Source organism: Allobosea sp. NPDC055353, assembly GCF_053644975.1.
Genome location: NZ_JBSHMC010000001.1, coordinates 2,120,281 through 2,142,801, shown reverse-complemented (window position 1 = coordinate 2,142,801; position 22,521 = coordinate 2,120,281). Strand labels below are relative to the sequence as shown.

Sequence of the window (22,521 nt, the reverse complement as noted above, 5' to 3'; positions counted from 1 at the left end):
GGATGCTCGCCACAAGGGCGAGCATGACGCATCAGGGGCGAGCGCATCGGTTACGCCCGCGCGAAACTTGACCACCCCGCCCCCGAACGTGCATGACCTCAAGCCGTATTCACGGGTCCGGCCATGCGCGTTCTGTTGATCGACAACTACGACAGCTTCACCTGGAACCTGGTCCACCTCATCGGTGGGCTCGGCGCCGAGGTCGATGTCTGGCGTAACGATGCGCTCACCGTCGACGAGGCGCTCGCTGGAGATCACGACGCGATCGTGCTCTCGCCCGGCCCCTGCACGCCGAACGAAGCCGGAATCTGCCTGAATCTCATCCGCGAAGGCGCAGGCAGGAAGCCGATCTTCGGCGTCTGCCTCGGCCTGCAGGCGATGGGCCAGGCCTTCGGCGGCGAGGTCGTGCGTGCGCCCCTGCCGATGCATGGCAAGGTCTCGCCGATCCGCCACAAGGCACGCGGCCTGTTTCGCGGCATCAACGGGCCGCTGCAGGCGACGCGCTATCACTCGCTCGTGGTCGAGCGCGCCTCCTGTCCGGATGTCTTCGAGATCGAGGCGGAGAGCGATGACGGCTTGATCATGGCGCTCTCGCACCGGGAGCTGCCGGTCCACGGCGTCCAGTTTCATCCGGAGAGCATCGCTTCCGAGCATGGCGCGACGATCCTGCGGAATTTCCTCGACCTCGCGGAGCGGTGGCAGAGCGAACGCGCAGCCTCCGCCCTGACCCCTTCAGCCTGATTCCGCAGAGTTCCCATGGACGATTTCAAACCCTTCATCGCCAAGGTGGCGACCGGTGCGACGCTCTCGCGCGAGGAAGCCCGCGACGCCTTCGACACGATCCTTTCGGGCGGGGTCACCAACGCGCAATCGGCCGCCTTCCTGATGGCGCTGCGCGTGCGCGGCGAGACGATCGACGAGATCGCCGGCGCCGCCAGCGCGATGCGCGGCAAGATGCTCACCGTCAAGGCTCCGCCGGAAGCGATCGACATCGTCGGCACCGGCGGCGATTCCTCCGGTTCCTACAATGTCTCGACGCTGGCCTCGATCATCACCGCGGCCTGCGGCGTGCCGGTCGCCAAGCACGGCAACCGCGCGGCCTCCTCGCGTTCGGGGGCGGCCGACGTGCTGACCGCGCTCGGCGTCAAGGTCGGGCTCGATCCGGCCGCGACCGAGCATTGCATCCGCGAGGCCGGCGTCGGATTCATGTTCGCGCCGACGCATCACGCCTCGATGCGCCATGTCGCGCCGGTGCGCACCGAGCTCGGCACGCGGACGATCTTCAACCTGCTCGGCCCGCTCTCCAACCCGGCCGGGGCCAAGCGCCAGCTCATCGGTGCCTTCTCCGAGACCTGGCTGGAGCCGATGGTCAAGGTGCTCGCCTCCTTCGGCTCGACCCGCGTCTGGGCCGTGCATGGCTCGGATGGGCTCGACGAGATCACCACGACCGGCCCGACCCGCGTCGTCTCGCTGGAGAACGGCAAGATCGAAAGCTTTTCGATCAGCCCCGCGGATGTCGGCCTCGAGCCCGCCAAACCGGAAGTCCTGCGTGGCGGCACGCCGGAGGAGAATGCGGCAGCGCTCAATGCCGTGCTTGCCGGCGAAAAGACCGGCTTCCGTGATATCGCCGCCTTCAATGCGGCTGCGGCGCTGCTGGTTGCCGGCAAGGCCAAGGATCTGAAGGACGGCTTCGCCCAGGCGACGGCCGCGCTCGATTCCGGCAAGGCCAAGGCGGTGCTCGCCGCGCTCGTCAAAGCCTCGAACGCGTGAGGCCGGCATGACCGATATCCTCGCCAAGATCGAAGTCTATAAGCGCCAGGAGATCGCGGCGGCGAAAGCCGCGGTGTCGCAGGCCGAGATCGAGCGGCTCGCCCGCGCAGCCTCCAAGCCGCGCGGCTTCGCCGATGCACTGGCCGGCAAGCTCGCGCAGGGCACTCCGGCGCTGATCGCCGAGATCAAGAAGGCGAGCCCGTCCAAGGGCCTGATCCGTGCCGATTTCGATCCGCCTTCGCTCGCCCGCGCCTATGCGGCCGGCGGTGCGGCCTGCCTCTCGGTGCTGACCGATGCGCCCTCCTTCCAGGGCCGGCCGGAATTCCTGACAGAGGCACGCGAGGCCGCCGGCCTGCCGGCTTTGCGCAAGGATTTCCTCTACGAGCCCTATCAGGTCTACGAGGCCCGTTCCTGGGGCGCCGACTGCATCCTGATCATCATGGCCGGCGTCGACGACGCCACCGCCAGGGCGCTGAACGAGACCGCACAAGAGCTCGGCATGGATGTCCTCGTTGAGGTCCATGACGATGCCGAGCTCGACCGGGCGCTGAAGCTTGAAAGCCGCCTGCTCGGCATCAACAACCGCGACCTGCGCAGCTTCAATGTTGATATCGCGGTGACCGAGCGCTTGGCGCCGCGCGTGCCGAGTGAGCGGATCGTGATCAGCGAGAGCGGCATCTTCACGCATGAGGACATCGCCCGCCTCAACCGGATCGGCGTCAACAGCTTCCTCGTCGGCGAGAGCCTGATGCGACAGGCCGACGTCACCGCCGCGACGCAGGCGCTGCTCACCGGCAAGGCCGTCGCGGCGTGAGCCGGCTCAGCCATCTCGACGCCCAAGGCCAGGCGCATATGGTCGATGTCGGCGGCAAGGCCGAGACGACCCGCATGGCGATCGCCGAAGGTCAGGTGGTGATGGCGCCGGAGACGATCGCGATCGTCCGCGACGGCAACGCCAAGAAGGGCGACGTGCTTGGCACTGCGCGCCTCGCCGGCATCATGGCGGCGAAGCGCACGCATGAGCTCATCCCACTCTGCCACCCGCTGCTGCTCAGCAAGATCGCCCTCGACCTTGAGATCGACGAGGCCTTGCCGGGGGTGCGGGTGCGTGCCGAGGTCAAGATGAAGGGCCAGACCGGGGTCGAAATGGAGGCGCTCACCGCCGTCTCCATCGCCTGCCTCACCGTCTACGACATGGTCAAGGCCGTCGACCGGGCAATGCGGATCGAGAATATCCGCCTGCTGCATAAATCCGGCGGCCAGTCCGGCGATTACGAGGCTAAGCAGCTCTGATGGCGCTCACCCCGGTCCCCGTCGCGCGCAAGGCGCTGCTCGACAGCATTCCGGGGCCGACGGGAGCGGAAACCCTGCCGCTGGCGCAATGCGCCTGGCGGGTGCTGGCCGGGGAGGTCAAGGCGCTGCGGACACAGCCTCCCTTCGCCAATTCCGCCATGGACGGCTACGCCGTGCGCGGCGACGAGATGGCGGAAGGCGTCTCGCTCACGGTGATCGGCGAATCCGCTGCCGGCCGGGCCTTCGATGGATCGGTCGGGCCGGGACAAGCGGTGCGCATTTTCACGGGCGCGCCGATGCCTGAGGGAGCCGACACCATCCTGATGCAGGAGGATGCGGACGGCGTCGGCAGCCCGGTTATCCGCGTGCGCGTACCACCGGCCAAGGGCAAGTTTCTGCGCGCGGCGGGGCTCGATTTCCACGAAGGCGACGTCCTGCTGCAAGCCGGGCGCGTGCTCGACAGCGCAGCGCTCGGCCTGGCCGCCGCGATGGGGCATCCGACCTTGCCCGTCCGGCGCAAGCCGCGCGTTGCGATCCTTGCGACCGGCGACGAGCTGGTGGCGCCGGGCGAGCCGGTCGGCCGCGACCAGATCATTGCCTCGAACTCGTTCTCGCTCGCCGCGCTGGTCGAGAAGGCCGGGGGCACCGTGCTCGATCTCGGCATCGCCCGCGACGACCACGCCGATCTCGCCGCCAAGATCGCACAGGCGCGCGAGGCCGATGCCGACGTGCTGATCACGCTGGGCGGCGCCTCGGTCGGCGCCCATGACCTCGTGCAGGAAGCCCTGACGCGGGCCGGCATGGCCCTCGGCTTCTGGAAGATCGCGATGCGGCCGGGCAAGCCGATGATGACCGGGCGAATCGGCCGGATGGTCGTGGTCGGCCTGCCGGGCAACCCGGTCTCCTCGATCGTCTGCGGCCATCTCTTCGTATTGCCCTTGATCGAGGCACTGCTCGGCATGGCCGATGCCGATCGCGACCGCAGCATCCCCGCCATTCTCGGCCGCGACATGCCCGGCAATGACGAGCGCGAGGATTATCTGCGCTCGGAGCTCGCGCTGACGCCGGATGGCTGGGTTGCGAATCCCTTCGGCCGGCAGGATTCATCGATGCTCGGCACTTTGGCGCGGGCGCAGGCGCTGACGATCCGGCCGGCACATGCGGCCCCCGCCAAGAGGGGCGATGCCTGCCGGATCCTGCCGCTGCGGTAGCAGCTTGCGGAACACAAGCAGAACGCGTATGGTGTTCGTGCTTTGTTTCGAATCTGCGCATTGAGGGGCTGGCGGCGACCATGCTGACACGCAAGCAACACGAACTCCTGCGCTTCATCCAGGAACGCTTGCGCGAAAGTGGCGTCCCGCCCTCCTTCGACGAGATGAAGGATGCGCTCGACCTGCGCTCGAAATCCGGCATTCACCGCCTGATCATGGCGCTGGAGGAGCGCGGCTTCATCCGCCGCCTGCCGAACCGGGCGCGCGCGCTCGAAGTCATCAAGATGCCGGACGGGCTCGGCGCGCCGCAGGCGCGGCCCCGCTTCAGCCCCGCCATCGTCCAGGGCGGCCTGGGCTCACAGCCCAGCGTGGCCAAGCCGCGTCCTGCCGAGGATGACAGCCGGCATTCCATCGCCATCCCGGTGATGGGCCGCATCGCGGCGGGCACGCCGATCTCGGCGATCCAGAGCCGCAGCCATACCGTTTCGCTGCCGCCGGACATGCTCGGCTCCGGCGAGCATTACGCGCTGGAAGTACGCGGCGATTCGATGGTCGAGGCCGGCATTCTCGACGGCGACACTGTCGTCATCCGCAGGCAGGACACGGCCAATACCGGCGATATCGTCGTCGCGTTGATCGACGACGAGGAAGCGACGCTGAAGCGCCTGCGCAAGCGCGGCTCCTCGATCGCGCTCGAAGCCGCGAACCCGGCCTACGAGACCCGCGTGCTCGGCCCCGATCGGGTCAAGATCCAGGGACGGCTGGTCAACCTGATGCGGCGCTACTGAAGGCGTTCGGTGTCAGCCTCGGCTTCGTTGTCGGCGGCCGGTGCGGGCTGCATGGTGACCGACTGATTGGCGGAGCGCGTGCCTGGCTCCGTCGGGCGCTGCTCGCGCCGGCGGCTCCAGGGCCGCTCGCTGCCGGACTGCTCCGCGATATGGCTGCTCCACCCCGATGCCGTTCGGTAGAGCGAGGTCGCGCCATCGCGCGATAGCGTCATGCGCTCGACCAGCCTCGCCTTGCAGGCGCCGCCCCAGGGAATGGCGGTGACGACGAGGTCGGCGCGCTGGCAATCCTCGATGATGGCGAGCCGCTCGCGCGTATAGGAGACCGTGCGCTTGTCAGCGGTCTGCACGACGCATGCCAGCCGGTCACAGGCGATACCGGCGCGCAATGTCGGATCGTCGGGCGAGCGGCTGTCGCCATCGGCGGCGAGCCATTGCTGCAGGACGAAGCGGCTGGGCTTGCCCGCGATGATGAGGCGGCCGTCAAGGCCGCGCACGGCCAGTCCCGAGCCGTCGCGCTCGATCAGGATCTCCGGCCGGTCCGGCCTGCCGGCGAACGCGACGCCGAAGACCAGCGGCAAGGCCGCAAGCCAGCGCCAGGCCGTGGTCCAGAGTGTCAGCCAGAGCAGTGTCAGCGCGAAGCAGGCGAGCACGCCTGAGCCGAAAGCCGCCACCGTCACGGTGGAATGGTCGATGGTCGCGACCCAATGCGCGACCTTCAGCACGACGTCGGAGGCGAGCCCCATCAAGGCCCAGGCCGGCCAGTCCAATCCGAAGGGATAGGCGAGCACGCCGAACACCGCCGCCGGCATGACGAAGAGCGAGACGAAGGGCAGCGCCATGGCGTTGCCGAGCAGGCCGAAGGGATTGAAGGTCTGGAAATGATAGGCGCCGAAGGGCGCGGTCGCGGCGGTGGCCAGCATGGTGGTGACGAGGATGCCGAGCGCGGCCGTCCAAACGGCTCCGAGCGGCCAGGGCAACACGCGCGGCGGCTCGGTGCGGCTTCGCCCTTCCCAGCGTTCCGCGAAGGCGATCAGCGCCGCGACCGCACCGAAGGACATCTGGAAGCTCGGCCCGAGCAGCGCCTCCGGCTCGCGCAGCAGCACGATCATGGCGGCGAGCGCCAGATTGCGCATGCTGAGCGCGGCGCGGTCGACCAGGATCGCACCGAGCATGACCAGCGTCATGATCAGCGAGCGCTCGGTCGCGACATCGCCCCCGGAAAAGATGCAATAGGCGGTCGCGCCGAGCATCGCCGCCGCCGCCGCGATCTTCTTGACCGGCCAATGCAGGGCGACCGTCTGCGACAGGACCAGCAGCGCCCGGACCAGCCAGAAGATCGTGCCGGCGGCGAGCACCATGTGCAGGCCGGATATCGAGACGATGTGATAGATCCCCGCAGCGCGCAGGTCGTTGTTCGTCGCTTCGGTGATGAGGCCGCGCTTGCCGGTGACGAGCGCGGCGGCGACCGCCCCGCCCTGCCCGCCTCCGACCTCGGCGATGCGCCGTGTCAGCGTGTTGCGCGCACGGTCGATCATCACGTCGATCGCCAGGCGTGTCGGCATCGGTGAGGGCGGCGGCACCAGCGTGATCTTGCCGGAGATGCTCCCGACGGCGCCGATCCCGCGGAAAAAGGCATCGCGGCCGAAATCATAGCCGCCGGCCCGCGCCGGCCCGGGCGGCGGCAGCAGGCGCGCGGTCGCGACGATATGATCGCCCGGCGCCACGGAACCCTGCCGGATGTTGACGCGGACGCGCTTCGGACGCTGGTCAGCCGGCACATTGGCGATCTCCGTCACCAGCAGCACGAGCCGCGCGCCCTTGTCGCGGGCCTCGACGCTCTCGACGAAGCCGGAGAGCTTGCCGATCCGCGGCCGCTCCAGCATCGGCGCCGCGATATCGGCCGTGCGCCAGACCCCGGCGGCGAAGCCGGCGAAGGCAGCGGCCGCGGCGAGGCAGGCCATCGCGGCGAAGCGGCGCAGGCGCAGGATGAAAGCAGCCGTGCCGCTCAGGGCCACGCCAAGGAGCGGCGCCCATAATGCCGGCTCACGATCGGCTGCGAAATAGAGCAGGATGCCGACGCCCATCGCGATGGGCAGCCAGAGGAAGGGGCGCCGCCTTTCGGCCTCGAGCGCGAAGCCTTGCCGGAGCTGAAGCCAAAGCTGCCGAAGCAGGAATCGGAGACTTGCCGCCAGCGAGGCCGGGACATCGAGGCGAGCCGGCAAGGCATCGGCGCGCGCCCCGCGCCGGCCTCGTTCCTGCCCCTGCCCCGGCGGCGCCGGCTGCATCGCCCGCCTCCCCTGCCGGCGCTGCGATTTGACCGCTTAACCTTTCCGGCCAAGCCATGTTACAGGGCGCGCGCCGGTTGTCATGTCTCAACCTGCGCCCTTTCCTGTCTTGCCCCGGACGGCCACGCCGCCCGGCCGGAGTTTCCTCCCATGAGCAACGCCGTCGTCACGCGCTTTGCGCCCTCGCCCACCGGATTCCTGCATATCGGCGGGGCCCGGACCGCGCTGTTCAACTGGCTTTATGCCCGCCGGCAAGGCGGCAAGATGCTGCTGCGCATCGAGGATACCGACCGGGAACGCTCGACCGACGCGGCGATCGCCGCGATCCTCGACGGGCTGGAATGGCTCGGCCTCGATTGGGATGGCCAGACCGTCTACCAGTTCCAGCGCGTGGCGCGGCATCGCGAGGTCGCCGAGCAGATGCTCGCCGCCGGCAAGGCCTATCATTGCTATGCGACCCAGGCCGAGCTCGAGGAGATGCGCGAGAAGGCACGCGCCGAGGGCAAGCCGCTGCGCTATGACGGGCGCTGGCGCGACCGCGATCCGGCGACCGCGCCGGAAGGTGCGAAGCCGGTGATCCGCCTCAAGGCGCCGCAGACCGGCGAGACCGTGGTCAATGACGAGGTCCAGGGCCGCGTCGTCTGGCAGAACGAGAATCTCGACGATCTCGTTCTGCTGCGCTCGGACGGCACGCCGACCTATATGCTCGCCGTCGTCGTCGACGACCACGACATGGGCGTCACCCATATCATCCGCGGCGACGACCACCTGACCAATGCCGCCCGTCAGACCCAGATCTACGACGCACTGGGCTGGGACGTGCCGAGCATGTCGCATATCCCGCTGATCCACGGGTCTGATGGCGCCAAGCTGTCGAAGCGCCATGGCGCGCTCGGCATCGATGCCTATCGCTCTATGGGCTACCTGCCGGCGGCCCTGCGCAACTATCTGGTGCGGCTGGGCTGGAGCCATGGCGACCAGGAGGTCTTTTCCACGCAGGAGATGATCGACGCCTTCAATCTCTCCTCGATCGGCCGTTCGCCGGCGCGCTTCGACTACGCCAAGCTGGAGAACCTCAACGGGCTCTACATGCGCCAGTCCGATGATGCCGACCTGCTCGCGGCACTCAAGGTGATCCTGCCGGAGATCGGACCGGCGCGCGGGCTCGACGCCACGCTGTCGCCGGAGCTGGAGGCAAAATTTCTCGCCGCCATGCCGGGCCTCAAGGAGCGCGCCAAGACGCTGATCGAACTGCTCGACAGCGCCTTCTATCTCTATGCCCAGCGCCCCCTGCAGCTCGACGACAAGGCCAAGGGCCTGCTCGACGAAGCCGCGCGCCAGCGCCTGCCGAAGATCGCGGAAAAGCTTGCCGCCGTCGCCGACTGGGCGCCGGCGCCGCTCGAAGCGGCGGTGCGCGCCTATGTCGAGGAGGCCGGGCTCAAGCTCGGCCAGGCCGCGCAGCCGCTGCGGGCAGCGCTGACCGGCCGGGCAATGTCGCCGGGCCTCTTCGACGTCATGGCGGTTCTGGGCCGCGAAGAGACGCTGGCCCGGCTCGCCGACCAAGCTGCCTGAAGCGAGCGTGCTTCACGCCGTTCAGGCAGCAGCCATCGGCAAGACGACCTGTGTCATTCCGGGGCTTCGCATCGCGAAGAACCCGGAACCCACGACGGGGTGAGCCCTTGCAACCCAGCCTCAAGATTTCACCCCGTCGTGGGTTCCGGGTTCGCGCCTGTGGCGCGCCCCGGAATGACAACCGTGTGGCTCGAAGTCTCCGGGGCTGAAATCGCGGCCCCTTCAATCGCCGCAAGGCCGTGAAAAACGCAGGGTCGGAAACGGCTCGACCGGCCATCGAACACCAGCTCGCGCAGATATGAGCGCAACGCGGTTCCAACCGCCTTTTGGCTCGGTTGAATGCGCTGCGCAAATGGTCTAGTGACGCGCATGTGCATTGCACCGCGGCGACGCGGCGAGGCACGAATATTGCTTGTAAATCAGTCACATGGAACGACTTCTCCCTTCTCTTTCCGACATGTGTTCGTCATATCGCGGCCTTCGGATGAGAGATGCCCGGCGCACAAGCGCGGATAGGCGAAACCGGGGCTGAACAGCAGCGAGCCTTGAAAGGATCGGTATCGATGAGCGGAAATACCAGCCAGCTCCAGGTCGGCGACAAGACCGTCGACATGGCGATCAAGGAGGGGTCGGTCGGCCCCGCCGTCATCGACATCGCCAAGCTCTACGCCCAGACGGGCATGTTCACCTATGATCCCGGCTTCACCTCGACGGCGAGCTGCGAGTCGCAGATCACCTATATCGACGGCGACAAGGGCGTGCTGCTCTATCGCGGCTACCCGATCGAGCAGCTTGCCGAGCATGGCGACTTCCTCGAAACCTGCTACCTGCTGCTCGAGGGCGAGCTGCCGACGGCCGCCCAGAAGGCCGATTTCGATTATCGCATCACGCGCCACACCATGGTGCACGAGCAGATGGCCCGCTTCTTCCAGGGCTTCCGCCGCGACGCGCACCCGATGGCGGTGATGGTCGCCTCGATCGGCGCGATGTCGGCGTTCTATCATGACTCGACCGACATCTCGGACCCGCATCAGCGCATGATCGCCTCGATGCGCATGATCGCGAAGGTGCCGACGCTGGCGGCGATGGCCTACAAGTACACGATCGGCCAGCCCTTCGTGTATCCGCTGAACTCGCTGGACTACACCTCGAACTTCCTGCGGATGTGCTTCGCGGTGCCGGCCGAGGAATACAAGGTCAATCCGGTGCTGTCGCGCGCGCTCGACCGGATCTTCATCCTGCACGCCGACCACGAGCAGAACGCCTCGACCTCGACGGTGCGTCTCGCCGGCTCGTCCGGCGCCAATCCCTTCGCCTGCATCGCGGCCGGCACGGCCTGCCTGTGGGGCCCCGCCCATGGCGGCGCCAACGAAGCCGCGCTCAAGATGCTCGAGGAAATCGGCTCGGTCGACAACATCCCGAAATACATCGCCAAGGCGAAGGACAAGAACGATCCGTTCCGCCTGATGGGCTTCGGCCACCGGGTCTACAAGAACTACGACCCGCGCGCGAAGATCATGCAGAAGACCACGCATGAGGTCCTGAACGAGCTCGGCATCAAGGACGACCCGCTGCTCGACGTCGCCGTCGAGCTCGAGCGCATCGCGCTCTCGGACGAGTATTTCATCGAGAAGAAACTCTACCCGAACATCGACTTCTATTCGGGCATCACCCTCAAGGCGATGGGCTTCCCGACCTCGATGTTCACGGTGCTCTTCGCGGTCGCCCGTACGGTCGGCTGGATCGCGCAGTGGAAGGAAATGATCGAGGACCCGTCCCAGAAGATCGGCCGCCCGCGCCAGCTCTATACCGGGTCGGCGCAGCGTGATTACCCGCCGATCGGCCGCCGCTGATCGCAGGGATATCGGCTATCCGGAAAGGCGCGCGGCGAAAGCCTCGCGCCTTTTTTCATGGGTGAAGGGGCCATCGTTGGAGCGGGCATAAATCCGGATGCGAGCTGCACCAGTGTCATTCCGGGGCGTGCCGCAGGCGCGAGCCCGGAACCCACGACCGGGTGCGACATATCGGGTCGGATTGCAGGCCGCTCACCCCGACGTGGGTTCCGGGTTCTTCGCTGACACGAAGCCCCGGAATGACAATCGGACGCTTGAAGCCGCGATGTTGAAGGGCTGGAGCGCTTAGCCGGCCTGCCTGGTCGGCAAAATTGCCAGCGCCGCCGCGACCGCGTTCGCCGCCGGGCTCGGCCCGGCCGAGCGCATGATCGTCTCGACCTCGATGAAGCCGTCGAGCTGCTCGCGCCGCCGGTTGCCTTCGGCTATCGCGGCGAGGAGATGACCGCTCAGCGCATCAGCGGTCGCTTCTTCCTGGATGAACTCAGGGACGATGCTGCGGCCCAGAATCAGGTTGGGCAGGATCACGCTCGGCAGCTTGACGAGGCGGCGCGCCAGAAAAGCCTCCCAATTCGCGCCCCGATAGGCTGCGACGGTCGGTATCTGGGACAAGGCAAGCTCCAGCGTCACCGTTCCGGATGCCGCCAGCGCCGCGCGCGCCCCACGGAATGCTGCCAGCTTGGCCGCGTCGCCGGTCACGATCTCGGGCCTGACCGGCCAGCGCGCTGCCGCCTCAGTGATCATCGACTGGAGCCGTGGCACCGCCGGCAGGATGAAGCGGGCGCCGGGCACCACTGCCGCGACCTTCACCACCGCCTCGCCGAAGACCGGCATCAGGTGGTGGATCTCGGAACGCCGGCTGCCGGGAAGGACGAGCACCAGCGGCTGTTCGGCATCGTCGCGACGCCGCTGTTCCTCCGCGTCCGGGCGCATCTCGTCGAGCCGCTCCATCAGCGGGTGGCCGACATAGATCGTCTCGGGGCCGTGCAAGCGGGCTAGCGCGGCGGGCTCGAAGGGCAGTAGCGCGAGGATGCGATCGATATGGGGCGCCATCCGCTTGGCGCGGCCGGAGCGCCAGGCCCAGACGCTGGGGCAGACCCAGTGCACGATCGGGATATGAGGCGCCCGCGCCCTCACCTTCTTCGCGACGCGCAGGCAGAAATCCGGGCTGTCGATCGTCAGCAGCAGATCGGGCTCGAAAGCCGCGATGCCGCGTGCCGCATCCTCCATCCGCCGCAGCAGCAAAGGCAGGCGTGCGATCACCGGGCCGAAGCCCATCACCGCGATATCGGCCTGGGGGAAGAGCGGCTTGAGCCCGGCTTCGGGCAGGCCGTGATCGCCCACGCCGCAGAGCTCGATCGGGCGATCCCCCAATCGCTCGCGCAGCGCCGCGAGGAAGCGCAGAGCCAAGGCATCGCCCGAGGCCTCGCCGGCGACGATGGCCAGACGAAACGGCCGCATCAGGCAAAGCCCTCGACGAAGAGGCCGAGCTCGTCCGCCTGCCGGCCGAGCGCCGCACGGTCGCCGACCAGGACCTCGCCGGCCCGGACACCGATGCCGGAGAGCCCGGCCTCGGCAATGTTTCGCAGGGTATCCAGCCCGATGGCAGGCATATCGACGCGCAGATCCTGCCCCGTCTTCGGAACCTTGACGAGGAAGCCGTCGCCCTTGCCGATCTTGAGGCGCCCGCGCGAGGTGAGATCGGCGACCCGCCGGATCATCGCATCCGTGCCTTCGGCAGCCTCGATCGCGACGACACGATGATCGGCCAGGATCGCCGCCTGCCCGACGTCGAAGGGAGACAGCGCCGCCAGCAACGCGAAGCCGCGTTCAAGCTCGGCGCGCTGTTCCGGCGAGGCCTGCCGGCGGCCAAGCGCCCCGCGCGGCGCCGTCATCTCGGGGGCTATCTCGGCCGGCCCATGGACCCGAAAGCCCTGCATCTCGAAGAAGCGGACGACGCCGCGCAGCAGATGATCGTCGCCGCCCAGAAAGGCCTTGGCGAAATGCGGCATGTATTTCAGGGTCGAGACCTCTGGGCGCAACGAGCCGAAGCTCGGTCGCGGCAAGGCTCCGAGCATGACGATATCGACGATGCTGCGCCGGCGCAGCTCTTCGAGCAGGCTGCCGAGCTGGCCCAGGCGGTATGTCCTGAGGTCGGCGCCCTCGCCGAAGGCTGCGGGATCGGCCGCACCATCGAGCGCCGCGATGTAGGGCGGCTCGCCATGAGCCGCGAGGATGCCCGCGAGCTGCGGCGGGAAGTCCCCGCCACCGGCGATCATCACGAGCGGTGCGCGTCTTGCGCCCGCATCGGCAGGACTGCCGGCGCTCACCGCTCCGCGACGGTGGCGTCCCGCGGCGTGCAGAGCGCCTTGTCGCCGCCTTCCCTGATGAAGTTCAGGATCTCATGGACCAGAGGGTCCTCGCTGAACTCGGCCGCGACATCCTCGACACGCTCGGTCAAGGTTCCCTCGGCCGCAAAGAGCAAACGATAGGCACGGCGCAGCTCGTGGATCTGCTCGCGCGTGAAGCCGCGCCGCTTCAGGCCGATGAGATTGAGCCCGACCAGATGGGCGGGGTTGTCACGAATGGTACCGAACGGAATGACATCGCTCAGCACGCCGGCTCCGCCACCGATGAAGGCATGATCGCCGATCCGGATGAACTGCTGCAGGCCGGCTCCGCCGCCGACGATGACGTAGTTCCCGATCGTGACATGGCCGGCGCACATCACATTGTTCGAGAAGATGATGTTGTTGCCGAGGCGGCTGTCATGGCCGACATGCGAATTGGCCAGGAAAAAGCAGCGATCACCGATGCTGGTGATCATGCCGCCGCCTTCCGTGCCGGGATTCATGGTGACGCCCTCGCGGATCTGGCAATCCGCCCCGATCGTCAGCGTCGACGGCTCACCACGATACTTCACGTCCTGCGGCGGATGGCCGATCGACGCGAAGGGAAAGATGCGTGTGCGCGGACCGATCGTGGTCCGGCCGGCCACGACCGCATGGCTGACGAGCTCGACGCCCTCGCCGAGCACGACATCGGGGCCGACCTGGCAGAACGGCCCGATCTTCACGCCCGGGGCAAGCTGCGCCTTCGGGTCGACGAGCGACATGGGATGAATGGAGACGCTCATCGAAACGCTGCCCTGATCCTGAACCGCCGCGTCGCTCAAACGACCATCGCCGAAATTTCGGCTTCGGCGACGAGCACGCCGTCGACGCGCGCCTCGCCGCGATAGAAGAAGATGTTGCGCTTGCGGGCGAGCTTGGTGAGATGAAAGCGGATCTGGTCGCCCGGCGTGACCGGCTTGCGGAACTTCGCCTTGTCGATCGTGGTGAAGAGGACGGTCTTGACCTCCTGCTCACCCGGCGCGCGCGCGTTCACGACCAGGACGCCGGCCGTCTGCGCCATCGCCTCGATCATCAGAACGCCGGGAAACACCGGCCGTTCCGGGAAATGGCCGGTGAACTGCGGCTCGTTGACCGTGACGTTCTTGATGCCCACCCCGGAAGCATCGCCATCGATCTCGACGACGCGATCGACCAGCAGAAACGGATAACGGTGGGGGATGCTGGCCATGATCTTCTGGATGTCGATCACACCCAGTGCCGTCGTCGCCTCGCTCATGGTCTGTCTTCTCCCGCGTGCCGTCGCCGGGCAGCGCCTTGTATTCACGTCAGTGGCCGGGAGCAGGTAACGTTCCTGCAACCCGCCACGATTTCAAAGCCTTCCGCCGCTTTGCCGGAAACGGAGCGGGTTCGGCAACAAAATTCTTGGCATCGGGAGCAGAAAGCCCCCATCCGACGGCGGGAACGCCTGGCTCAACCCTGCGATGCGCCCGGCTTCTTGCCGCGATTGGCCACCAGCGTCTTGAGCAACGCGGTCTCGCGCGCCCAACCGAGCGCCGGCTGCGCGGGATATCCGCCATAGCGTGCACCACGGGGGACATCGCCGGCGACGCCGCTCTGCGCTGCGATCTGCGCGCCGACGCCGATGGTGAGATGACCGGCGAGCCCGACCTGGCCGCCAAGCACCACGAAATCCTCGAGCGTGGAAGACCCCGCAAGGCCGGTCTGGGCGCAGATCACGCAATGACGGCCGATGACGCAGTTATGGCCGATCTGGACGAGGTTATCGATCTTGGTGCCTTCGCCGATCACCGTGTCGCGGCTGGCGCCACGGTCGATCGTGCTGTTGGCGCCGATCTCGACATCGTCCTGGATGATGACGCGGCCGATCTGCGGCACCTTCATGTGCCCCTTGGGGCTCATCGCGAAGCCGAAACCGTCCTGCCCGATCCGAGCCCCGGGGTGGATGATGACCCGGTTTCCGATCAGGGACGCCTGGATCGTGCTGCCCGCCCCGATCGAGCAGTTGCGCCCGATCCGGACCTGCGGGCCGATGACCGCATGCGAGGCCACGACGGTCCCTGCCCCGATTTCGGCGCCCGGGCCGATGACCGCGCCCGGATCGACGGTCACACCGGCTTCGAGGACGGCGGTCGCATGGACGATGGCACCCGGCGCGACACCCTGCGAGGCGAAGATCGATTCAGGCTTCAGTGCGCTCGGGAAGCAGCGCGCCATGACCTTCGCGAAGGCGTGATACGGCGCCGGCGACAGCAGGGTCACCGTTCCCGCCGGAACACGATCGGCGAAACGCGGCGAGACGATGCACAGGCCCGCCTTGGTCGCCGCCAGGGCATCCGTGTATTTCGGATTGTCCATATAGGCGAGATCGGCCGGGCCAGCCGTTTCGAGGGCGGCGATGCCGTCGATCCTGCGGGTCGACTCCACGCCCTCCGGCAAGGAGCCGCCTGAAATGCTTGCGACCTCGCCGAAGTCCAGCGAGGTCGCGAACGGAAAGAAAACTGGCTCTGCCATGATCCGGTCCGGAGCGGGATCGCCGCGCATCCCACGGGACGCGAGAGTGGCGATCCATGTCGTTGTTATCGCACCGATTTCTACCCGGGAAGTGGGGCCACTTCCCGGTCGATGCTCAAGCCCGCTTACGTCAGAAGCGGGTGCCGCCCGAGAAGCGGAAGGCCTGGAGGCGGTCGCCGCCGTACTTGCCGACGAGGCCGGTCTGCGGATTGATGCCGATCTGGCCTTCGTCCTTGGTCAGGGCGTAGGCGTAGTCGAACCGGATCGGTCCGAGCGGCGACTGCCAGAGCAAGCTCACACCCACCGACGAGCGCAGGATGTTCTTGTCGCGGATACAGCCGATGCTCGACTGGGCACCGCCGGTCACGACATTGTACTGGCGCGCCTCCGAGCCAGCCGGGCAGGCGAAGGCCACCGACTTCGAACCGCCGTCATAGTTGAACAGCGTACCGGCGTCGGCGAAGAGCGCGCCGCGCAGGCCGAGGTCACGCGGCAGACCGAAGATCGGGAATTGCAGCTCGACCGTACCGCCGAAATAGGTGGTTCCGCCGACCGCGTTCGCTGTCGGGTCGTTCAGCACGTCGCGCGGGCCGATGCCGGACGGCGCGAAACCGCGCACCAGCGACGGGCCGAGGAAGTAGTGATCGACCATGCGCAGGTTGCCGCTGGTCGCCTGGACGTGACCGCCCTGGACGCGCAGGAAGCCGACGACGTCGTCGAAGATCTCGCGGTAGTAACGGGCATCAGCCGAGATACGCATGAACTTCGAGTCGCCGCCGAGACCGGCGAATTCCGGCTTCAGCTCGGCCGAGAAGCCGTTGCGCGGGTTCTGCACGCTGTCGAGCGAGTTGTAGTTGAAGTTCAGGCCGACGAGCGAGGTCAGGGTCGTGCCCTGCGCCTCCTTGACCGCCACCGTCGCCTCGCCGTTCGTCACGCAGTTATACGGGGTGGATGCAGTGGCGCCGGTCGGCGTGATGCCCGGGATCGGGAAGGTACAGTCGTTATAGGGACGGCTGAACTCGTTCGGGATGGTGATCTCGGTCTGATAGATCGAGTACCGCGGCGTGATCGAGAACTCTTCCGTGATCGGGAAGGTGAAGCGAACCTGCCCACCAGTCACGCGGCTCTCGAAACGGCCGGTGTTGTAGTTGTCGTTGAACTTCGAGAACAGGTCGATACCGGCCGCCACGCGATAGCCGAGGAAATAAGGCTCGGTGAACGAGAAATCGACGCCCTGCGTCCTCTCGCCGAGCGTGCCGGCGATGCGGACGAACTGGCCGCGGCCGAGGAAGTTCGATTCCGACAGCGAGACTTCGCCGATGACGCCGTCCGAGGTCGAGTAACCACCGGCAACGGAGAACGAGCCGGTCGCCTTGTCCTCGACATCGATGTTGACGACCACGCGATCCGGCGCCGAGCCAGGCTCGTTGGTGATGCGGACCTTGTTGAAGAAGCCGAGATTGTTCAGGCGACGCTCGGCGCGATCGACCATGACCTTGTTGTAGGCATCGCCCTCGCCGAGATCGAGCTCACGGCGAACGACATAGTCGCGGGTCCGGGTGTTGCCGCGCACGTTGATGCGCTCGACATAGACGCGCGGGCCCTCGTCGACGACATAGGTGATGCCGATCTGGCGGCCTGCAGCGTCGCGGTCGCCGCGCGGACGAACCTGGGCGAAGGCATGGCCGCGGCGGGCCACTTCCGTGGTGAGCGCAACCAGCGACTTCTCGACCGCCTCGGCGTTGTAGGTGTCGCCCGTGGAGGTCGCGACATAGCGCTGCAACGCAGCCGCATCGACATCGCGCAGCGAGGAATCGACGGTGACGTTGCCGACCTGGTACTGCTGGCCTTCCTCGACCTGGATGTCGATGACCCAGCCGCCGGCCGCCTCGTCGAAGCGAGCGCCGCTGTTGACGATCTGGAAGTCGGCGTAGCCGTTCTTCAGGTAGAAGCGGCGAATGAGATCCATGTCGGAATTGATCCGATCGGGATCATAGACGTCGGAGGTCTTGATCCAGCTCAGGAAGTTCGATTCCGTCGAGGTCATCAACCCGCGCAGGCGCCCGCCGGAATAGGCCTGGTTGCCGCTGAAGTTGATCGACTTGATGCCGGTCTTGCCGCTCTCGTTGATGGTGAAGACGATATCCTGGCGGCCGTTCGGCAGAGGGGCGACGCGCGCGCTGACCGAGGACAGCCCGTAGCCGGCCCGCTTGTAGGCTTCGCGCAGGCGCTCGACGTCGGAATTCATCAGCGCCTGGCTGACGGGACCACCAGCGCGCGACTGTACGATCTGCGCGAGCTGCTCGCCCTTCAGCTTGCGGTTACCTTCGAAGGCAACCCGGTTGGCGGTACCGCCCTGCTCCTGAACCGCAACGACGATCTGCGAGCCGCGGCGGTTGACCTGCACGCTGCTGAACAGACCGGTCGCCAGCAGGCTCTCGCGGATTTCCTGCGGGTTTTCGCGGCCGACCGCATAAGAGCGGATCGTCTCCGCATCGACGCGGCGGTTGCCGTGGACGACCACGGCCTGCGCGAAAGCCACACCACCACTCACGGCCAGCATCAAAGCCGAAAGTCCGATCGATCGAGAGAGCCGCGTCTTGGTCGTCCGGCTCTGTTGGGTCGACGTCATCGGGTCGCCTATTCCATCTCTCTGGTCACCACCCCAAACGGGGACCGCCATCTAGCGACAGCAGCACGGGGACATTGCGGTTCAATCGCTTCTACAAAGTTTCCAGCAGGGTGCAAACCGCGATCATCGTTAATAAAGCGTTTTTAGAAATCTCGTTGCCGCCGGGCCACGCAACGTGCCGTTTTTCCGCCGCAAAGTGCCTTCCGCAAGCCGGTTTCAGAGCAGACCGCGGACGTGAACGATGTCGTTCCAGGTCACGAACAGCATCAGCATCAGCACGAGCGCGAGACCCAGCCGGAAGCCGATTTCCTGCGCGCGCGGGCTCAAGGGCCGGCCGCGCAGCGCCTCATAGAGATAGAACAGCAGGTGCCCGCCATCGAGCATGGGAACCGGCACGAGATTCATCAGGCCGATCGAGACCGAGAGGATCGCGGCAAGATTGATCAGCCCGAGCAGCCCGCTGCTCGAAGCGACGATGCCGGAGACCTGCGCGATCCGAATCGGACCGGAGAGCTGGTCGGTGGATTCGCGGCCGGTCACCAGCTTGGCGACGTAGTCGTAGGTCCGCGTCACGACGAACCAGGTCTCGGTAAAGCCGGCCTTGGTGGAGTCGAGCAATCCGAATCGCTGCGTCTTCCAATCCTCGGGACGCGGCGAAGCCTTGACGCCGATCACGCCGATGCGCTGCGTGCCGAGCTTGGTCTTTATCTCGGTGAGCGCCGGCGTCACCGGCACGGTGAGCGTGCCGCCGTCGCGCTCCACGGAAACCTCGAGACGCTCGTCGGGCCGGATCGAGACGATGCGCTGCATGTCGGAGAAGCTGCCGACCGACTGGCCGTCGATGGCGATCACGATGTCGCCCGCCTTCAGGCCGGCCCGCTCCGCCGCGCTGCCGGCGACGACGGCGTCAACGCGCGGGATCAGCACCTGCTTGCCGAAGAAGAAGGTCGAGCCGGCGAAGATCACGATCGCCAGCAGGAAATTCGCGATCGGGCCGGCGGCCACGATCGCCGCCCGCTCGCCGAGCGACTGCGCGGGGAACGAGCGCGCCCGCTCCTGCGCCGACATTCGGTTCACCGCCTCATCGTCGGGCGCGCTGGAGGCGTCGGCGTCGCCCGAGAACTTGACGTAGCCGCCGAGCGGAATCAGCGCGAAGCGCCAGCGCGTGCCATGCCGGTCGTTGAAGCCGAAGAGCTCGCGGCCGAAGCCGATCGAGAACGTCTTGACGTCGACCCCGCACCAGCGGCCGACGAGGAAATGCCCGAGCTCATGGACGAAAACGACGGTGGTCAGGACGAACAGGAACGGCAGCAGATAGCCGAGCAGGAAATGCCCGGCATTCCAGAGCGATGCTGCGAATTCCATCAAACTATCCCCCACGGTCCGTGTCAGCCTCTAGGTGACAGTGAACCGAGCTTGCGACAAGAGCGAGGCAGCCCGCCGTCTCGAATCTTGGTCAATGGCGAGCGCGGAAGCGACGTCGCGCGGCACCTCCGACCCGGCGGAAGAGGCCGCGCAGACCGCTTCCACCAGCGCGGCGATAGCCGGGAAGCCAAGCCGCCTCTCCAGGAAGGCGGCGACGGCGACCTCGTTGGCGGCATTGAGCACGGCCGGCATGGCGCCGCCCTCGCGCAAAGCGGCGATAGCGAGGCCGAGCGCCGGGAAGCGGACGAGATCGGGCCGCTCGAAGCTCAGCGGCGCCGCCAGAGCGAGATCGAGGAAGCGCTGAGGCGGTGCGTCGAGGCGGCCGTCGATGCCGAGGCAATGCGCCGCTGCGACCCGCATGTCCGGCACCGCCATGCCGGCGCTGACCGAGCCGTCGCGGAAGGTCACGAGGCCATGGACGATCTGCTGGGGATGGACGAGCACATCGAGCTGATCGGGTTTCAGATCGAACAGGAAGCGGGCCTCGATCAGCTCCAGCCCCTTGTTCATCATGCTGGCGGAGTCGATCGTGATCTTGGCGCCCATCGCATAGTTCGGGTGCTTCAGCGCCTGCTCGGGGGTCGCCGCAGCGATACGCTCAGCGCTCCAGGTCCGGAACGGGCCGCCGGAGGCCGTCAGCGTCATGCTGCGGACCGAGGCGAGGGGTTCGCCGCCCAGAACCTGGAACAGGGCGTTGTGCTCGGAATCGAGCGGCAGCAGGCGGGCTCCGACCTCGGCCGCGCGTGCCATCACGGCTTCGCCGGCACAGACCAGGCTCTCCTTGTTGGCGAGCGCGATCGTCCGCCCGGGCAGGAGCGCGGCGAAGGTTGCCTCCAGCCCGGCCGCGCCGGAAATCGCGCTGACGACGATATCGGCCGGGCGGTCGACCGCCTCCAGCACGGCGGAACGCCCTGCCCCGCTGGCGATGCCCGTGCCGGAGAGCGCCTGCTTCAGTGCTTCGCCGCCGGCAGCATCGGCGAGCGCGGCAAAGGATGCGCCCACCTCGATCGCGGTCCGGGCCAGCGCCTGCGCATCCCGGCCGCCGACAACGGTCGCGATCGAGAGGCGTTGGGGATTCTCGGCGACGACGTCGCGGACCGAGCGTCCCACGGAGCCGGTCGCTCCCAGAAGCGTGACGCTGCGCAAGGACATCGGTCTCAGACGTTGATGTGCAAGGCGAAGAGCGCAAAGCCGGCGAGCACCAGCACGGCCCAATAGCCATCGAGCCGATCGAGGAAGCCGCCATGGCCCGGGATCAGCCTGCTCGAATCCTTGGCATCGAAGCGGCGTTTCAGGGCGGATTCGAACAGGTCTCCGGCCTGGCTGACGACCGAGCCGGCGAACGAGGCGGCAACCACCGGCCCGGCCGCCGTCATGCCTTGCAGCGCCGGCATCCATCGCCAGACGAGGTAGCCGCCGATCATCCCGGCCACGGCGCCGCCGATCGCCCCCGACCAGGTCTTCTTCGGGCTGACGGCCGGCATCAGCTTCGGGCCACCGAGCTTGCGGCCGGTAAAATAGGCGGCGATATCGGTGAGCCAGACGACGGCAAAGCTCCACAGGATCAGGGCAAGGCCTATTCCGGCGAGATCGCGCAGCGCCGGCGTGACCAGCGCAAAGGCCAGCGCATAGGCGACGCCACAGAGCTCCAGCGCCAGACGCGAGCGCACGAAGGGCGTCGCAAGCGCTCCCAGGAGCGCTATGGCCGAGGCGGTGCCCGCAAGCGCCGCCGGACTTGCAGGGGAAAAGGACAGCGCCAGGCCGGCGGCGACCACCGCGATCCCCGCCGGGATCGCATTGCCGCGGCCGATGATCGCGAGCCACTCATAGGCGACGAACCCGGCAACCAGGATCCAGACCAGCCGGAAGGGCCAACCGCCCCAGATCGTGACGAGCAGGATCAGCGCGCCCAGGACCAGCGCCGAAGCGACCCTGAGCCTCAGCTCGGAGCCGGATCGCGGCGCAGAGGCGCCCGGCTCATTCACGCGACGCCCACGCTGCGGTCGGAGGGGGCGGCAAGACCGCCGAAACGCCGCTCGCGCTGACGATACTGCGCCAGAGCCTCCTCGAAGGCGGCCCGGTCGAAATCGGGCCACATCACCGGGGTGAAGATGAACTCGGCATAGGCGGCCTGCCAGAGCAGGAAGTTCGAGATGCGGGTCTCGCCCGAGGTCCGGATGACCAGCTCGGGATCCGGAAGGTCGTGGGTGTCGAGGCGGCCGGCGATCGCAGACTCGTCGATCGCGGCCGGGTCGATCCGCCCCGCAGCGACGTCAGCCGCCAGGCGGCGTGTCGCACGCATGATCTCGTCGCGGGAGCCGTAATTGAAGGCGATCACCAGCACGAGACCGGTATTGCCACGGGTGCTGGTCTCGGCATGCTCGACAAGGCGGCGCAGGTCGGTTGCGAGATCGTCCCGGCTGCCGATGATGCGCACCCGGACATTGGCGGCGGAGAGTTCGGCGAGATCCTTCTCGACGAAATGCTTGAGCAACCCCATCAGGAAGGAGACTTCCGCATGGGGACGGCGCCAGTTCTCGGTCGAGAAACTATAGAGCGTCAGGACCTGGATGCCGAGGTCGCTGGCATTGCGGACCGTGCGGCGCAGCGCCTCCAGCCCGCGGCGATGGCCCTCCTGCCGCGGCAGCCCGCGCATCTGCGCCCAGCGCCCGTTGCCGTCCATGATGATGGCGACATGAGCCGGGTTGGACACGCCTGCGTCGCGCTGACCGGATGACATGCGGATGAGCCTCGCTCGGCTGCGGCCGAAGGAGCGCGGGAGGTCCCCCGCGCGGGAAATCGAACGTCC

The 22,521-nt window shown here is 67.4% G+C and carries 19 protein-coding genes; 8 read left to right on the top strand and 11 right to left on the bottom strand.

The annotated features are described in order from the left end of the window. Window positions 1–123 precede the first annotated feature (123 nt). The 6 genes from ACWIEX_RS09855 (at window position 124) to lexA (ending at window position 5,062) form a co-directional block, all read left to right on the top strand. Window positions 124–741, top strand: a complete 618-nt coding sequence (locus ACWIEX_RS09855; RefSeq protein ID WP_454032866.1) for an anthranilate synthase component II — start codon at window positions 124–126, stop codon at window positions 739–741. A 15-nt stretch (window positions 742–756) separates the two neighbouring features. After that, window positions 757–1,770: an anthranilate phosphoribosyltransferase gene (gene trpD, locus ACWIEX_RS09850; RefSeq protein WP_454032865.1), complete on the top strand. Its 1,014-nt coding sequence runs from the start codon at window positions 757–759 to the stop codon at window positions 1,768–1,770. 7 nt (window positions 1,771–1,777) lie between these two features. After that, on the top strand, window positions 1,778–2,584 hold the full coding sequence (gene trpC / locus ACWIEX_RS09845; RefSeq protein ID WP_454032864.1) for an indole-3-glycerol phosphate synthase TrpC: 807 nt from the start codon (window positions 1,778–1,780) through the stop codon (window positions 2,582–2,584). Continuing rightward, entirely contained in the window at window positions 2,581–3,063 is a 483-nt protein-coding gene (gene moaC, locus ACWIEX_RS09840) for a cyclic pyranopterin monophosphate synthase MoaC (protein ID WP_454032863.1), read from the top strand. Before trpC ends, moaC begins: the two co-directional genes overlap by 4 nt. Further along, window positions 3,063–4,274, top strand: a complete 1,212-nt coding sequence (locus ACWIEX_RS09835) for a molybdopterin molybdotransferase MoeA (RefSeq protein WP_454032862.1) — start codon at window positions 3,063–3,065, stop codon at window positions 4,272–4,274. Before moaC ends, ACWIEX_RS09835 begins: the two co-directional genes overlap by 1 nt. Before the next feature lie 80 nt (window positions 4,275–4,354). After that, window positions 4,355–5,062: a transcriptional repressor LexA gene (lexA, locus tag ACWIEX_RS09830; protein WP_061968045.1), complete on the top strand. Its 708-nt coding sequence runs from the start codon at window positions 4,355–4,357 to the stop codon at window positions 5,060–5,062. On the opposite strand, the gene ACWIEX_RS09825 is transcribed toward lexA, so the two are convergent. After that, window positions 5,056–7,347 (bottom strand): ComEC/Rec2 family competence protein, encoded by a 2,292-nt coding sequence (locus ACWIEX_RS09825; protein ID WP_454032861.1) that lies wholly within the window; start codon window positions 7,345–7,347, stop codon window positions 5,056–5,058. The genes lexA and ACWIEX_RS09825 overlap by 7 nt on opposite strands. 150 nt (window positions 7,348–7,497) lie before the next feature. On the opposite strand from ACWIEX_RS09825, the gene gltX reads away from it, so the two are divergent. Together gltX and gltA are read left to right on the top strand one after the other, a co-directional pair. After that, on the top strand, window positions 7,498–8,919 hold the full coding sequence (gene gltX / locus ACWIEX_RS09820; RefSeq protein ID WP_454032860.1) for a glutamate--tRNA ligase: 1,422 nt from the start codon (window positions 7,498–7,500) through the stop codon (window positions 8,917–8,919). Window positions 8,920–9,482: 563 nt separating this feature from the next. Continuing rightward, window positions 9,483–10,772 carry a citrate synthase gene (gene gltA / locus ACWIEX_RS09815; protein WP_061968050.1) on the top strand — a complete coding sequence of 430 codons (1,290 nt, stop codon included), beginning with the start codon at window positions 9,483–9,485 and terminating at the stop codon, window positions 10,770–10,772. Between the two features lie 285 nt (window positions 10,773–11,057). On the opposite strand, the gene lpxB is transcribed toward gltA, so the two are convergent. The 10 genes from lpxB to ACWIEX_RS09765 all read right to left on the bottom strand — a co-directional run bounded on the left by lpxB (window position 11,058) and on the right by ACWIEX_RS09765 (window position 22,452). Next, window positions 11,058–12,230: a lipid-A-disaccharide synthase gene (gene lpxB / locus ACWIEX_RS09810; RefSeq protein ID WP_454032859.1), complete on the bottom strand. Its 1,173-nt coding sequence runs from the start codon at window positions 12,228–12,230 to the stop codon at window positions 11,058–11,060. After that, window positions 12,230–13,099 (bottom strand): LpxI family protein, encoded by an 870-nt coding sequence (locus ACWIEX_RS09805; protein ID WP_454032858.1) that lies wholly within the window; start codon window positions 13,097–13,099, stop codon window positions 12,230–12,232. Before ACWIEX_RS09805 ends, lpxB begins: the two co-directional genes overlap by 1 nt. After that, window positions 13,096–13,905 carry an acyl-ACP--UDP-N-acetylglucosamine O-acyltransferase gene (lpxA, locus tag ACWIEX_RS09800; RefSeq protein ID WP_454032857.1) on the bottom strand — a complete coding sequence of 270 codons (810 nt, stop codon included), beginning with the start codon at window positions 13,903–13,905 and terminating at the stop codon, window positions 13,096–13,098. Before lpxA ends, ACWIEX_RS09805 begins: the two co-directional genes overlap by 4 nt. A 35-nt stretch (window positions 13,906–13,940) precedes the next feature. Further along, entirely contained in the window at window positions 13,941–14,399 is a 459-nt protein-coding gene (fabZ, locus tag ACWIEX_RS09795; protein WP_454032856.1) for a 3-hydroxyacyl-ACP dehydratase FabZ, read from the bottom strand. A 194-nt stretch (window positions 14,400–14,593) separates the two neighbouring features. Continuing rightward, on the bottom strand, window positions 14,594–15,655 hold the full coding sequence (gene lpxD / locus ACWIEX_RS09790; protein WP_454032855.1) for a UDP-3-O-(3-hydroxymyristoyl)glucosamine N-acyltransferase: 1,062 nt from the start codon (window positions 15,653–15,655) through the stop codon (window positions 14,594–14,596). 130 nt (window positions 15,656–15,785) lie between these two features. Further along, the gene (gene bamA, locus ACWIEX_RS09785; protein ID WP_454032854.1) at window positions 15,786–18,287 is read right to left on the bottom strand and encodes an outer membrane protein assembly factor BamA; all 2,502 of its coding nucleotides are present in this window, start codon (window positions 18,285–18,287) and stop codon (window positions 15,786–15,788) included. Between the two features lie 216 nt (window positions 18,288–18,503). Further along, window positions 18,504–19,652, bottom strand: a complete 1,149-nt coding sequence (rseP, locus tag ACWIEX_RS09780) for an RIP metalloprotease RseP (RefSeq protein WP_454032853.1) — start codon at window positions 19,650–19,652, stop codon at window positions 18,504–18,506. 30 nt (window positions 19,653–19,682) lie between these two features. Further along, window positions 19,683–20,864, bottom strand: a complete 1,182-nt coding sequence (gene dxr, locus ACWIEX_RS09775; protein ID WP_454032852.1) for a 1-deoxy-D-xylulose-5-phosphate reductoisomerase — start codon at window positions 20,862–20,864, stop codon at window positions 19,683–19,685. A 5-nt stretch (window positions 20,865–20,869) separates the two neighbouring features. Continuing rightward, entirely contained in the window at window positions 20,870–21,697 is an 828-nt protein-coding gene (locus ACWIEX_RS09770; RefSeq protein WP_454032851.1) for a phosphatidate cytidylyltransferase, read from the bottom strand. After that, complete coding sequence (locus tag ACWIEX_RS09765; protein ID WP_454032850.1) at window positions 21,694–22,452, bottom strand: isoprenyl transferase; 759 nt, start codon at window positions 22,450–22,452, stop codon at window positions 21,694–21,696. Before ACWIEX_RS09765 ends, ACWIEX_RS09770 begins: the two co-directional genes overlap by 4 nt. Window positions 22,453–22,521 lie beyond the last annotated feature (69 nt).